General features: G+C 60.5%; 13 protein-coding genes. 7 read left to right on the top strand and 6 right to left on the bottom strand.

The window, feature by feature from the left end; translation table 11 throughout:
- Positions 1-7: 7 nt before the first annotated feature.
- Complete coding sequence (locus tag ACSMDR_RS00305) at positions 8-172, bottom strand: hypothetical protein (RefSeq protein WP_436466619.1); 165 nt, start codon at positions 170-172, stop codon at positions 8-10.
- Positions 173-252: 80 nt separating this feature from the next.
- On the bottom strand, positions 253-1,119 hold the full coding sequence (locus ACSMDR_RS00300; protein ID WP_436466618.1) for a pirin family protein: 867 nt from the start codon (positions 1,117-1,119) through the stop codon (positions 253-255).
- 97 nt (positions 1,120-1,216) lie between these two features.
- Here ACSMDR_RS00300 and ACSMDR_RS00295 point away from each other — a divergent pair, with 97 nt between their 5' ends.
- The 4 genes from ACSMDR_RS00295 to pfkA all read left to right on the top strand — a co-directional run bounded on the left by ACSMDR_RS00295 (position 1,217) and on the right by pfkA (position 5,257).
- The gene (locus ACSMDR_RS00295; protein ID WP_436466617.1) at positions 1,217-2,104 is read left to right on the top strand and encodes a LysR family transcriptional regulator; all 888 of its coding nucleotides are present in this window, start codon (positions 1,217-1,219) and stop codon (positions 2,102-2,104) included.
- A 391-nt stretch (positions 2,105-2,495) separates the two neighbouring features.
- A complete protein-coding gene (gene elyC / locus ACSMDR_RS00290) occupies positions 2,496-3,266 on the top strand; it encodes an envelope biogenesis factor ElyC (RefSeq protein ID WP_436466616.1) in 771 nt (256 codons plus the stop codon).
- Positions 3,267-3,401: 135 nt separating this feature from the next.
- A complete protein-coding gene (gene tpiA, locus ACSMDR_RS00285; RefSeq protein WP_005905898.1) occupies positions 3,402-4,157 on the top strand; it encodes a triose-phosphate isomerase in 756 nt (251 codons plus the stop codon).
- Between the two features lie 128 nt (positions 4,158-4,285).
- Positions 4,286-5,257, top strand: a complete 972-nt coding sequence (pfkA, locus tag ACSMDR_RS00280; RefSeq protein WP_005905900.1) for a 6-phosphofructokinase — start codon at positions 4,286-4,288, stop codon at positions 5,255-5,257.
- 107 nt (positions 5,258-5,364) lie between these two features.
- Here pfkA and alkB read toward each other — a convergent pair whose 3' ends face one another.
- From alkB to ACSMDR_RS00265, 3 genes are all read right to left on the bottom strand, one after another.
- Entirely contained in the window at positions 5,365-6,030 is a 666-nt protein-coding gene (gene alkB / locus ACSMDR_RS00275; RefSeq protein ID WP_436466615.1) for a DNA oxidative demethylase AlkB, read from the bottom strand.
- A gap of 60 nt (positions 6,031-6,090) precedes the next feature.
- A complete protein-coding gene (locus ACSMDR_RS00270) occupies positions 6,091-6,636 on the bottom strand; it encodes a DUF3617 domain-containing protein (RefSeq protein WP_436466614.1) in 546 nt (181 codons plus the stop codon).
- Between the two features lie 90 nt (positions 6,637-6,726).
- Positions 6,727-9,120, bottom strand: coding sequence for a DNA polymerase II (locus tag ACSMDR_RS00265; RefSeq protein ID WP_436466613.1), 2,394 nt, complete (start codon positions 9,118-9,120; stop codon positions 6,727-6,729).
- A gap of 230 nt (positions 9,121-9,350) precedes the next feature.
- Here ACSMDR_RS00265 and ACSMDR_RS00260 point away from each other — a divergent pair, with 230 nt between their 5' ends.
- The 3 genes from ACSMDR_RS00260 to ACSMDR_RS00250 are packed head-to-tail and all read left to right on the top strand — an operon-like array spanning position 9,351 to position 11,491.
- The gene (locus ACSMDR_RS00260; protein WP_436466612.1) at positions 9,351-9,983 is read left to right on the top strand and encodes a hypothetical protein; all 633 of its coding nucleotides are present in this window, start codon (positions 9,351-9,353) and stop codon (positions 9,981-9,983) included.
- A 27-nt stretch (positions 9,984-10,010) separates the two neighbouring features.
- Positions 10,011-10,889, top strand: coding sequence for a pirin family protein (locus ACSMDR_RS00255; protein WP_436466611.1), 879 nt, complete (start codon positions 10,011-10,013; stop codon positions 10,887-10,889).
- A gap of 11 nt (positions 10,890-10,900) precedes the next feature.
- Positions 10,901-11,491, top strand: coding sequence for a GNAT family N-acetyltransferase (locus tag ACSMDR_RS00250; protein ID WP_436466610.1), 591 nt, complete (start codon positions 10,901-10,903; stop codon positions 11,489-11,491).
- A gap of 78 nt (positions 11,492-11,569) precedes the next feature.
- On the opposite strand, the gene ACSMDR_RS00245 is transcribed toward ACSMDR_RS00250, so the two are convergent.
- On the bottom strand, positions 11,570-12,430 hold the full coding sequence (locus ACSMDR_RS00245) for a PA4780 family RIO1-like protein kinase (protein ID WP_005908489.1): 861 nt from the start codon (positions 12,428-12,430) through the stop codon (positions 11,570-11,572).
- Positions 12,431-12,457: the final 27 nt, after the last annotated feature.

Below are 12,457 nucleotides of genomic sequence, written 5' to 3'. Positions count from 1 at the left end.
CCTTGCCTTACTTGCTGTTTTGGACAGTGGGGTAGCGGTTGATCAAATTGCGATAGTCGGGGGTATGGTTGGCGAACAGGGTCCCCAGTCCCTCGACATCATTTCGCCAGTCACGGTGCAGTTCGCAGGCGGCCCCAAACCAGGTCATCAGTTGCGCGCCGGCGCTTGACATGCGGTCCCAGGCCGAATGGCGGGTGACTTCATTGAAGGTCCCAGAGGCATCGGTGATAACGAAGACCTCGCTTGCGAGGTTCAACGTCCGATCTGCCCGAAACGGCCACTGTTGTAGTCATTAATGGCCTGGATGATCTCTTCGTGAGTGTTCATCACGAAGGGGCCGTGCCCGACGATGGGCTCGTTCAGGGGGGCGCCATTGAGCAACAGCAGAGTGGTGTCTGCCTCGACATCAATCACCAGTTGGCTACCGCGTCGTTCCATGACCGCCAGTTCAGCCGTGCGGACCGAATGGTGGTTGCCGAGACAAATGGCGCCTTTGATCACAAACAGTGCGGTGGTATGCCCTTCTGGCAGCTCGAGGGAGACTTGGTGATGTGCGTTCAGACGCATGTCCCAGACGTTCATCGGCGTGAAAGTGCGCGCCGGGCCATGGGTGTCATCGTAGTTTCCCGCGATAACGCGCACCTCGCCTGCCCCCTCCGGCAATGCCACCTGGGGGATCTCTCCTGCGGTAATACCTTGGTAGCCAGGGGCCGTCATCTTGTCTCTGGCAGGCAAGTTGACCCAAAGCTGGACCATCTCAAAGGCGCCACCTTGCTTGGCGAACGCCGGGCTATGGTACTCCTCGTGGATCAAGCCCGAGGCGGCCGTCATCCATTGCACGTCACCGGGACCTATGGTGCCACCACCGCCTGAGGAGTCCTTGTGCGAAACGCCCCCTTCATAGACGATGGTCACCGTCTCGAATCCACGATGAGGATGCTGGCCGACGCCGAGCTGATGGGAGGTGGCCGGGAAATTGGCCGGGCCCGCATGGTCCATCAACAGGAAGGGTGACATCTCCTCGGCGATATCGTTGTAGGAAAAGATGCTCCTGACGGGGAAGCCATCGCCAACCCAATGCCTCTCGTTGCTGCGCTTGATAAATGCCAGTTCTTTCATCTCTGTTGCTCCATTGAGTCGATGGAGACAGTGTAGAAAGTAGTTATTTCCAGCGGTAGATGGTTAAATCGAAAAACACTTTCTATTGGGTTGGAAAATGGATTTCAATCAAGTGGCGGTCTTCGTCAAGGTTGTCCAGGCCGGCAGCTTTAGTGCGGCGGCCCGTTTCCTCGGCTTGCCGACCTCAACGGTTAGCAATCGGGTGGCTATGCTCGAAAAGCGCTTGGGGGTCACGCTGCTACAGCGCACCACACGCCGACTACATCTGACGGAGGCTGGGCAGGTTTATTACGAGCATGCATCGGCTGGGTTGGTTCATATGTTTGACGCCGAGGCTGCGATGGCCGAAGCCGTTGGAGAGCCTTGTGGTTTGCTGCGTATTACCGCCCCCGTTGATGTTGGCGATCAGATCCTCTCTTCTATTCTGGGACAGATGCGTAGTCAGTGGCCCAAGGTCGATGTTGAACTGGTTTTGATGAACCGCTATGTGGATTTGGTGGCTGAAGGAGTAGATGTCGCCATTCGCACCGGGCCTCTCAAAGACTCGACGCTGGTCGCCAAGAGCGCAGGCATTGCACGCTGGGCACTATTTGCCAGTCCTGGTTACCTCGCCGAAGCCGCAGTGCTCGATTCGCCCCAGGCTCTGCGACACCATAGCTGCCTGCAGTTCACCCCGCTGGGCAAGGAGGCTTGGGAGCTTCATGACGCCGTTAACAGCATCACTGTTTCCCTGGCTCGCCAGGTGCTGGTGAATGACGTAGGGCTGATTATGACCATGGTATTGGCAGGGGATGGCGTCGCGCTGCTGCCAATGTATCTGTGCCGGCAAGCCTGCGAGGAGGGAAGATTGGTGCGCGTACTTCCCGCATGGCATGGGAAGATCGATCCCATCCACATCGTCTACCCACGGCAACGTTTTATGCCTCCCAGATTGCGAGCATTCATTGACCTGGCGTCGCTGGAGCTTCGAAAGTGGCTCGAATAACCGCTCTGCCCCGAAACCCTTTGGCCTGCTCCAGGTTTTCATCCCATTCGCCATCATTCGGGCGCGTGCTTGCAGCAACATACTCATTCAGGGTTTCATGGTGTTGGCTTGGGGCCCTGTTGCCTGTAAGCCATCGCGGAGTACGGCCCGCGGCTTGCCTTGGATCTCGAATGCTGAGCGCAGCTGCAAACTCCGGGTGGGCAATCTCCTACCCTGGACAGGTTGACTGTATGATGCCGAGGGTCGTTTAGCGTATCTGGGGCTCAGATAGCAATCCCGTGGAGACAGTGCGAATGGGGAATGATGTTCACGCTGACATCCGGAAACTTGCCAAATACACACTCAACACTATCATAACTTGCTGTTATGTAAGTAAATTCTGGAGAAATTAGTGTTTGAACTCAAAAAGTGGCTAGGCCAACTGCTGATGCCGCTCCCCTTCTCCCTCTCCTTATTGCTGCTGGCGCTCTTGCTGCTCTGGTTCACCCGCTTTCAGAAAACCGGCAAGCTGCTGGCGACCTGCTCGTTGGTCATCATCACCCTGATGGGGCTAAGACCCATCAGCTATGAGCTGGCCCGCCCGCTGGAGCAACGCTTCCCGCCGTTCGAGGTGAGCCTGCACCCCGCTATCGACGCCATCGTCGTGCTCGGCAACGGCCATGTCAGCGATCCGGCCGTGCCGCCATTTAGCTGGCAGAACAATATCGCCCTCGCGAGAACGCTGGAAGGGGTACGCCTCGCCAAGGCCTATCCGCAGGCACAGTTGATCTTTTCGGGTTATGTGAGCGGCGATCCTCTCTCCAACGCCGAGGTCAACGCCCGCATGGCGGCGAGCCTGGGGATAGACCGCTCCCGCATGACGTTGTTTGAAAACAACAAAGACACCCATGACGAGGCGGTCAGCATCGCCGATTATCTCAGGCAAAAACGGGTGGCGCTGGTGAGTTCGGCCACCCATTTGCCGCGGGCCCTGGCGCTCTATCGCCAGCAGGGTCTGGATGCGATACCTGCCCCCACGGACTACACCGCCAAGCAGAGCCAGCAGCCTCAACCGCTCTATAGCTACCTGCCCAAGGGGCGTTACCTGATGTACTCGGAAGCGGCCATGCACGAGTGGATAGGCCAGCTCTGGGCCCGGCTGCGTGGTCAGGTCAACGAGTGAACAGTCGAGAGGGCCTTTCCTGATTTGGATCAGGAAAGGGAAAAAAAATTACGTCATTTGCCGCCGGGTCAGCTATCTTGGGCTCGGTTCAATTCATATAATGACGCGCAATCAAACGCCTAGGAGTAATAAAAGATGAGACAGCACCTGGTAATGGGTAACTGGAAACTGAACGGCACCAAAGCTTCCGTCGAAGCGCTGATCAAGGGTCTGATCCCGGCTGCCGCCGCGCACCCTTCCGTTCAAGTCGCCGTCTGCCCACCGGTTATCTTTTTGGGTCACGTTGAGCAGCTGACCGCTGGCAGCAACATTGCTTACGGTGCCCAGAACGCCGATCTGCACGAATCCGGCGCCTTCACCGGCGAGAACGCTCCTTCCATGCTCAAAGCCTTTGGTTGCACCTACTCCCTGGTCGGCCACAGCGAGCGCCGTACCCTGCACGCCGAGACCGACGACCTGGTGGCTGCCAAGTACGAAGTCATTCAGAAAGCGGGCCTGATCCCCGTGCTCTGCATCGGTGAGACCCTGGAGCAGTTCGAAGCAGGCGTGACCAAGAACGTGGTTGAGACCCAGCTCAAAGCGGTCATCGACCGTTGTGGCATCGCCTCCTTCGAGAACGCCGTGGTCGCTTATGAGCCGGTATGGGCCATCGGCACCGGCAAGACTGCCACCCCTGAGATAGCCCAGGCCGTCCACGCCCACATCCGTCAGTACCTGGCCGGTTTTGACGGCGCAGTGGCTGCCAAGGTTCAGATCCTGTACGGTGGTTCTGTCACTGGCGCGACCGCAAGCGATCTGTTCGGTCAGCCGGACATCGACGGTGGCCTGGTGGGTGGCGCGTCCCTGAAAGTGGACGATTTCTCCCAGATCATCGCTGGCGCTGCCAAGTAAATAGAGCCCTGAGGGGGTCCCAGGCCCCCTCCTTTGCCGGTTTTCGTATGGCGAACAACAAGCCGATACGAAAGCCGATATAGTAAAACAGGCTTATCCATTCGATAACTTGAGATCCAGAGGCACTCATGACCAAGCAAATCAAACGTATTGGTGTTTTGACCAGTGGTGGCGATGCACCCGGTATGAACGCAGCCATTCGCGCCGTGGTGCGCGCCGGTCTGCACCATGGCCTGGAAGTCTATGGCATCTATGATGGCTACCTCGGTCTGCACCAGAATCGTATCGTCAAACTCGAGCGTCACAGCGTCTCCGACGTGGTAAACCGCGGCGGCACCTTCCTGGGATCCGCCCGTTTCCCGGCGTTCAGAGATGCCAAGGTGCGTGCCGAGGCGATCGAGAACCTCAAATCCCATGGCATCGATGCCCTGGTGGTGATCGGCGGTGATGGCTCCTACATGGGTGCCAAGAAGCTGACCGAAGAGGGTTTCCCCTGCATCGGCCTGCCGGGTACCATCGACAACGATATCGCCGGCACCGATTTTACCATCGGCTTTGATACCGCCCTGAACGTGGTGGTGGATGCCATTGATCGCCTGCGCGATACCTGCAGCTCCCACCATCGCATCTCGGTGGTCGAGATCATGGGCCGCCACTGTGGCGATCTGGCCATGTCAGCCGCCGTTGCCGGTGGTGCCGAGTACGTAATAGTGCCGGAAGTAGCCTTCGATAAAGACAAGCTGCTGACCCAGATCCGGGAAGGCGAAGCCAAGGGCAAGAAGCACGCCATCATCACCATCTGTGAGCACGTCACCGACGTCAATGCCCTGGCCAAGGACATTGAAACCATGACGGGCCGCGAGACGCGCGCCACCATCCTCGGCCACATCCAGCGCGGCGGTTCGCCGACGGCCCGTGATCGCATCATGTCCAGCCGCATGGGTGCCTTCGCCGTTGAGCAGTTGCTGGCAGGTCAAGGTGGCCGCTGCGTCGGTATCCAGGGCAACGAGATGGTGCACCATGACATCATCGACTGCATCGAGAATCTGAAGCGCCCCTTCAATCAGGAGCTCTACGACCTCTCCACCACCCTGTTCTGATGACAGCCGTTATCTGAAAAAAAACCCTCCAGCCGGAGGGTTTTTTGTTGTGTGCGACAGCCTCACCGCCACCGCACTGGCTTCTCCGGTCTCGGCGCCGCCCATGTTCACCTCGCCCGCCTCAGGGTGAGGTTGAAACGCACCGCTTCGGGCCCGGCCTTGACGGGGGCCACCCCGTGAAAGCGTAATCGCGCCTCGCCGCCCAACACCAGCAGATCGCCGCTTCGCAACGTCTGCCGCTGCACCGTATCTCCTCGCGTCAGCCCCCCCAGCAGAAACTCGGCGGCCAATCCCAAGGAGAGAGAGACGATGGGATGGGCAACATCGGCCTCATCCCTGTCCTGATGCAAGGACATGCGCGCCCCTGGGACATAACGATTGATGAGGCAGGCATCGGGCTCAAAATCAACGAAACCTGCCGCCTCGGCGGCGTGTCTGGCCAGGATGAGCAACTCACTCGGCAAGGGGGGCCAGGGCAGCTGGCTGAGAGGATCAAGGGGGCTATAACGATAACCGCGCCGGTCAGACACCCAGCCACAGGGGCCCGCATTGGTCATGGCCACCGACATGCGCTGCCCGCCCGGAGTCTGCAGATGGCGAAAGGGCGCCTGGGCACTCGTCGTCACAATCCAGGCCAACAGCCAGCGTGCTCCAGGCCCCAGGCGCTCGATCCCTCCGGGCAGATGAAGGGCGCCGGGTGCCAGCCAGCGAGGCTGCGCCTCTTGCTCGAACAGATCGCCCATGGCGTTGTCCAGCATCGTCTGTCTGACCATGTTTCCTCGTTGGTTTGTGCCGCTGATTGGGAACCAGGCGCCCAGTGCTGCGCCAGCCTCTTATTCCACCGCCTTGATATCGCCGCACTCAGCGCTCAGCCACGTGCTCTGACTGGTGCCGGTGAGTCGCTCCTGCTTGCCCTCGTGCATGAGGTCGAGGGTAAAGCGACTGTGATAGGCGGTCGGGCTGACAAATGTCACCTCCCCTTCCCCCTTGGCCTGGGGGTCGCTGCAACTGAGCGTGAACTGCATCTGGGTCTCGCTGCGCTTGCTGAGCTGGCGCTGGCAACCCTCTCCCTTCTCGAAGGGCAGCCGATCCTGCGCCACCATCTGCGCACTGAGGCAATGGCGCACCCGCACACCGCCGGCGTCCAGACCCTGAATGCCAACGCCCTGCTTGGCCATCATTTCTGCCATCATCTTGCGCTGCCCCTCGGGCAGCGCCGCCAGCTGTTTCTCCATGGCGGCCATGGCCTGTCCCAACTCGCCGGCGGCCTCCATCTTGGTCTGCATTTCCCACAAGCCGGGTTTCAGGTTGTAGGCCTCGGCCCCACCACTCAGCACAATGGCGGCCACCAAGGTCACCTCTCGAAGACACAAAGCCATAGGGCCTCCTGCGTTGGAAGGGCGGCAAACTGGCTCGCCGCACCGGTTTCAAGGACCTTAAGGATGGCACAGGGCATGGCGGCAGAGCAGTTAGAAGAGATCCAGTTGCTGGCCGCAGATCCGCTCGAAGGATTCGCCGATGAAGGGCAGTATGGCGTCGGCTATGGGCTTGAGCTGCTTGTCGATGTAGTGTTCATAGTCGATGGCACTGCGTCTGTACTCGAGGGGCTCGGGGCCTGACAGCGTCATCAGATAGGCGATCGCGCCACGATGCTGGTAGCGCTGGGGCAAACCGCGGCGCAGATTCTCTTCATCGGCCAGGCGCGCGGCCCGCACATGGGGCGGCACATTCTTCTGGTACTCCTCCAGTTTCTGGCGCAGTCGCTTGCGATAGATGAGCAGCTCGTCGTGCCGCCCGCTGCGGGTCTCATCCACCATGGTGCGCACATAGTCGCAAGGGTCCTCATCGTGGAAGACCAGCTCGTAGAGCCGGGTCTGGAATTGTTTGGCCAGCATGGTCCAGTCGGTGCGTACCGTCTCCAGTCCCTTGAACACCAGATGCTCCGACTCCCCCTGCCCCACCAGCCCGGCATAACGTTTCTTGCTGCCTTTCTCCAGCCCCCTGATGGTGGGCATCAGGAATCGGCGGTAGTGGGTCTCGTATTCGATCTCGAGGTGGCAAGGCAAGTCAAACTCATCCCTGATAAGCCTGGTCCAGTTGTGGTTGATCTCCTGGGCCAGTGACTGGCCTATCTCATCCGCCTGGGCCGGGCTCATCTCCTCGGGGAGATGGACGAAGGTGGAGTCGGTATCCCCGTAGATGACGCGGTAGCCCCGAGCCTCTATCCACTCCCGGGTCTGCTGCATGATGCTGTGCCCGCGCAGTGTGATGGAGGAGGCGAGCCTGGGATCATAGAAACGGCACCCCCCCGAGCCCAGCACCCCGTAAAAGGAGTTCATGATGATCTTGATGGCCTGGGAGAGCGCCTTGTTATTGGCTGCCTTGGCCCTGTCCCGTGCCGCCCACAGGGTGGCGATAAGATCTGGCAGGAAGTGCTTGTCCCGGGAGAAGAAGGCGCCACGAAAACCGGGAATGGCGTCATCGGGGGCCTTGAGCCCTTCGATCAGCCCCATGGGATCGATGCAGAAGGTGCGGATGATGCTGGGATAAAGGCTCTTGAAATCCAGCACCAGCACTTGGCGATAGAGGCCGGGCTTGGAGTCCATCACATAGCCGCCGGGGCTCGCCAGCCCCCCATCGGCGGGCAGATTGGGGGCCACATAACCGCCGCGATGCAGCCGTGGCAGATAGAGATTGGTAAAGGCCGCCACCGAGCCGCCGACGCGGTCCAGCTCCAGTCCGGTGAGATTGGCCCGCTCGATGGCAAAGGGGATCAGGGCGCAGTGCTCGACTATCTCCCACACCAGCTTGCAATCTTCCAGGTTGTAGCGGGCCAGCGCCTCTTTGTCGGAGTGAAACAGCTCGGTGATCTTCTCACCCCGGTTCGCCACATCCTCGACATCCTTGCCACGGCCAAGCAGCTCGCTTGCCACCGCATCCAGGCTGTAACTGGCGAACTGCCAGGTCGCGCTCTTGAGGGTGTCGATGCCATCGAGCACCATGCGCCCCGGCAAGATGACGCTGCCGGTCTGGGGATCGCCGCGCGAGGCGCGCCAAAATGCCAGCTCCCGCCCACGGCCGAGGCGCAGCCGGCGCTTGTGAAGCTCGGCCCGGCGCAGCAGCAGGCGAAAATCAAAATTCACTACGTTCCAGCCGAGCACCAGATCAGGATCATGGCGCAGGAACCAGGTTTCGAGGGCCGCAAGCAACGCGGGCTCATCCGCTACCCACTGTACCTGGGTCTCCCAGGACGCGGCGTCATCGGGGGCCTCGCCTATCATGATCACCCGGGCATCTTGCTCGCTATACAGTCCGATGGAGAAGAGGGCGCCATCCATGGCGCATTCCACATCCAGGGAGACCCAGGAGAGAGTCGGAGTCACGGCCTGGGGGGCGCAGCGCGCCTCGTTGACTAACCAGTGATCGCCGCGTTTGACCGTCTTGCCATCAAAGCGCATGCCCGCGGTAATGAAGCGCTCCATCAAGAAACGTTCGGGCAGGCGAATATCCGATTCGAAATGCTCCAGGCCACGAATGAGCAGCAGCTCTATGGCCCTGTGATAGTTGCTCAGGGTGGAGAAATAACAGCCCACCACCGCACGGCCATCGAAGGTATGCATGGGCAGACGACGAAAGCGGCCACGTACCCCGGCCCCCTGGAACAGGGCAACGGCCTCCTCCATGTGGGACTGGGGCAGGAAGAAGAGCGGCTGCTGACCGGCGACCACCAGACGGACCGGTCCTTGCTCACTCCATAGCCAGAACACGATTTCGGTACCATCGCGTCCGTCACCGCGCCCGCGCACGTCCCGGCTGTGGCGAGTCAGGATAAAACCGTCGGTGGGAGCGAGACTAGGGGTCATGGTGAAAGCAGGGAACAAAGGGAAGATAAGCTATTGTACGTTCATACAGTAGTAGCTCGCAATGCTGACGCGAGTGAGGCCCGCAAGGGCTGCCACCCGCGCTGGATTTGGCTTATAGTGGGCACATTGAGTGGGCCGCGGCGCATTGCATCAAGGCCCCATCCCACTGTGCACCCGGATCTGTGCCCGGCTGGCGAGCCACCCTCGCCGGCTCATGACAAGGAGCTTTCATGCGTGTTGTCCCTTCCCTTATGCTCACCCTGACAGCGCTTGGCCTGGTTGGCTGCAGCAACACCAGTCCCACCGTCGGCGCCAGTGTCGGCATGGGTTATGGCAGCGATTATGGCGCTGCTCCCTACCCCTGGTGGTATGACGACTACTTCTACTATTGGGACCGCTACTACCCCTGGTGTTGCAATAATGATGGCGAGTTCGACGATCTGATCCAGCACTGGTGGCAGGATCTTGATGAAGGCAAGCGTGACGACATCAAGAACAAGTTCAAGGATTGGCACTCCGAGCTTGGCAAGCCGGATATAGAGACGCTGCGCACCGATTTTTCCGATCGCTGGAATGCCCTGAGCCCGGAGCAAAAGAGCATCCTGCGCGATCGCCAGCAGGTATTGCGCAAGATAAATCCGACCGGCACAGAGCGCCTCTCGCTGCCAGAGGCCACCGAGGCGGCCCGCAGGCTCAATCTGGATGGCGGCAGCCTGGCTCAGCCCAGGCCCGCGACCCGGCCTGTCAGCCTGGCCCAGCCCAGGCCCGCGACCCGGCCTGTCACCCTGCCATCCCGGCCGGTCGTCAGGCCCATGACCCGCCCTGCCCACATGATGAATATGCCGGTGATCCGGCGCCGCTAATCCGGTTGCCCAGCCAAGGAGAGTGCCATGACAGACAAACTGCAACTCATCGATTCGCGCACCACGGATGTTGGCGGCATACCGGTTGCCCGCGCCATACCGGTCAAGGAGAGACGCACCATAGGCCCTTGGTGCTTCCTCGATCACATAGGCCCGGCCCGCTTTGCCCCAGGTGAGCCCGGACTGAACGTCGGCCCTCATCCCCACATCGGGTTGCAGACCTTCACCTGGATGCTGGAGGGGGAGATATTGCACCGCGACAGTCTGGGCAGCGAACAGGTGATCCGCCCGGGCCAGGTCAATCTGATGACGGCAGGCCAGGGCATAGCGCACACCGAGGAGTCGGTGCCCGGCCACTCGAGTGTTCATGCCGCCCAGCTCTGGATAGCCTTGCCCGAGGCTTCCCAGGCCACTCGGCCCCGCTTCGATCACTACCCGGACTTGCCGCGCTGGCAACAACAGGGGATCGGATTCACTCTGCTCATTGGCCACCATCAGGACCGGCAGGCCCCGACCCTCAGCTTCGCCCCCATACTGGGGCTGGATCTGCAGGCCGAGGAGACCCGTACCCTGACCCTGCCCCTGGCTCCCGAGTTTGAACATGGCCTGCTGGCCCTGGCCGGTGAAGTGGCGGTGGCAGGCCAGACGCTGGCCGCCGAGCAGCTGGCCTATCTGGCACCGGGTACCAGTGAGGTGACCCTGACCCTGAAGGCGGGCGCCCGCTTGCTGCTCATCGGCGGCGAGCCCCTGGCAAAGCCGTTGCAGGTCTGGTGGAACTTCGTCAGCTTCGACAAGGAGGCTATTCGCATCGCGGCGCAAGATTGGCAGTCAGAGGATGCGCGCTTTGGCGAGGTGGTTGGCTATGATGGGGCCAGGTTGATAGCCCCGCCCCTGGCCGGGCTGTGAGCAGCGACCTCATGAAGCTGACCCTCTCCCCTCAATCCAGATCCCCCGGCGCGGTTCACGGGGATCAGGCCCCATTGCTGATGGATCTGACTGCCGAGCTCGATCTCAGTCCCCGTGAACATGAGGCCATCACGGCCCTGCGCAACAGCTGCTTTCCCGCCTATGCCATGCCTCGATCCTATTTCAAGCAGCGGCCTCACTTGAGGGGGCTGGTATGGCAGGGGGCGCAGCTGGTCGGCCATGTAAGGCTGGATCAGCGCATGATTGCGGTGGGCGATCAGCCCGTTGCCATACTGGGGTTGATCGATCTCTGTGTGGCGCCCGCGATGCGCGGTCAAGGGGTGGCCAGTGCCATGCTGACCGAACTGCAGCCATTCGCTCGCAGCAAGGGGCTCGATTATCTGTTTCTCATCGCCGACGATCCCAGCCTCTATCTGGCCAATGGTTTCGTGCAGATAACCCAGTACTGCAGCTGGCTCAGGATCAACGACTTCAAGAACTACGGTGTTGCGGTAGAGCTGCTGGATGACATTTTCATCAAGGCGCTCAGCGACACTCCCTGGCCCAACAGACCCATAGATCTGTTGGGTTATATGTTCTGACGCAGCCCAGCAAGCCCATGGCACAAACAGACAGGGCGCCCCAAGGCGCCCTGTCTGGCATAGCAAGCACCCTGGTGCTTAGTACTCATCTTCCTGCTCGGCCTTGGCTCTGGCCTGGCGGGCCATGGCCTCCTCCTCGGCACTCTCTATCTCATGCAGAACAGCGTCGATATCGATGATGGCCGTGCTTTCCGCAAACTGGCCCGTGAGACGGCTCTCCGGCGTCAACTCCCCCTCTTCATAGAGGGCCCACATCTCCTGGGCATAACGGGTCTTGAGCAGCTCCGGGGCGTACATGCCGTAGTAATTGCGCATATTCTCCACATCGCGCACCAACATGGCCTTGGCCTGATTGTTGGCGGCGGCATCGATCACCTGAGGCAAATCGATGATGACGGGCCCCTTGTCATCGACCAGGACGTTGAACTCGGAGAGATCCCCGTGAATGAGGCCCGTGCATAGCATGCGCACCACGTAGCCTATCACCTTGTCATGGTCCGCCAGTGCCTGCTCCGGGCTCAGCGCCACGTCGTTGAGACGGGGGGCAACATTGCCTTCGTCATCGGTGATGAGCTCCATCAGCAGCACACCATCCAGGCAGACATAGGGGGTAGGCACGCGCACACCAGCAGCGGCCAGCTTGAACAGCGCATCCACCTCGGTGTTCTGCCACACCTCTTCATGCTGGCGACGACCGTAGCGCGAGCCTTTCTCCATCGCTCGCTGGCTACGGCTGTTACGTACCTTGCGCCCTTCCTGATAGACCACGGCCTGTTTGAAGCTGCGTTTAGCCGCTTCTTTATAGACTTTGGCACAGCGAACATGTTCGCCGCAGCGCACCACATAGACATCGGCTTCTTTGCCGCTCATCAGCCGACTGATGACCTCGTCGACGAGGCCGTCGTCCACCAGAGGCTGGATTCGATTTGGTATTTTCATGGCCGAACTTTTACCCTATTTGCGCAC

The sequence above is a fragment of the Aeromonas molluscorum genome (genome assembly GCF_051376105.1).
Taxonomy (GTDB): domain Bacteria; phylum Pseudomonadota; class Gammaproteobacteria; order Enterobacterales; family Aeromonadaceae; genus Aeromonas; species Aeromonas molluscorum.
This window is presented reverse-complemented; position numbering and strand designations above follow the sequence as displayed.

Coding starts and splice junctions, on each gene's coding strand:
- ACSMDR_RS00305 (WP_436466619.1), bottom strand. CDS start 172: ATGTCAAGCGCCGGCGCGCAACTGATGACCTGGTTTGGGGCCGCCTGC.
- ACSMDR_RS00300 (WP_436466618.1), bottom strand. CDS start 1,119: ATGAAAGAACTGGCATTTATCAAGCGCAGCAACGAGAGGCATTGGGTT.
- ACSMDR_RS00295 (WP_436466617.1), top strand. CDS start 1,217: ATGGATTTCAATCAAGTGGCGGTCTTCGTCAAGGTTGTCCAGGCCGGC.
- tpiA (WP_005905898.1), top strand. CDS start 3,402: ATGAGACAGCACCTGGTAATGGGTAACTGGAAACTGAACGGCACCAAA.
- pfkA (WP_005905900.1), top strand. CDS start 4,286: ATGACCAAGCAAATCAAACGTATTGGTGTTTTGACCAGTGGTGGCGAT.
- alkB (WP_436466615.1), bottom strand. CDS start 6,030: ATGGTCAGACAGACGATGCTGGACAACGCCATGGGCGATCTGTTCGAG.
- ACSMDR_RS00270 (WP_436466614.1), bottom strand. CDS start 6,636: ATGGCTTTGTGTCTTCGAGAGGTGACCTTGGTGGCCGCCATTGTGCTG.
- ACSMDR_RS00265 (WP_436466613.1), bottom strand. CDS start 9,120: ATGACCCCTAGTCTCGCTCCCACCGACGGTTTTATCCTGACTCGCCAC.
- ACSMDR_RS00260 (WP_436466612.1), top strand. CDS start 9,351: ATGCGTGTTGTCCCTTCCCTTATGCTCACCCTGACAGCGCTTGGCCTG.
- ACSMDR_RS00255 (WP_436466611.1), top strand. CDS start 10,011: ATGACAGACAAACTGCAACTCATCGATTCGCGCACCACGGATGTTGGC.
- ACSMDR_RS00250 (WP_436466610.1), top strand. CDS start 10,901: ATGAAGCTGACCCTCTCCCCTCAATCCAGATCCCCCGGCGCGGTTCAC.
- ACSMDR_RS00245 (WP_005908489.1), bottom strand. CDS start 12,430: ATGAAAATACCAAATCGAATCCAGCCTCTGGTGGACGACGGCCTCGTC.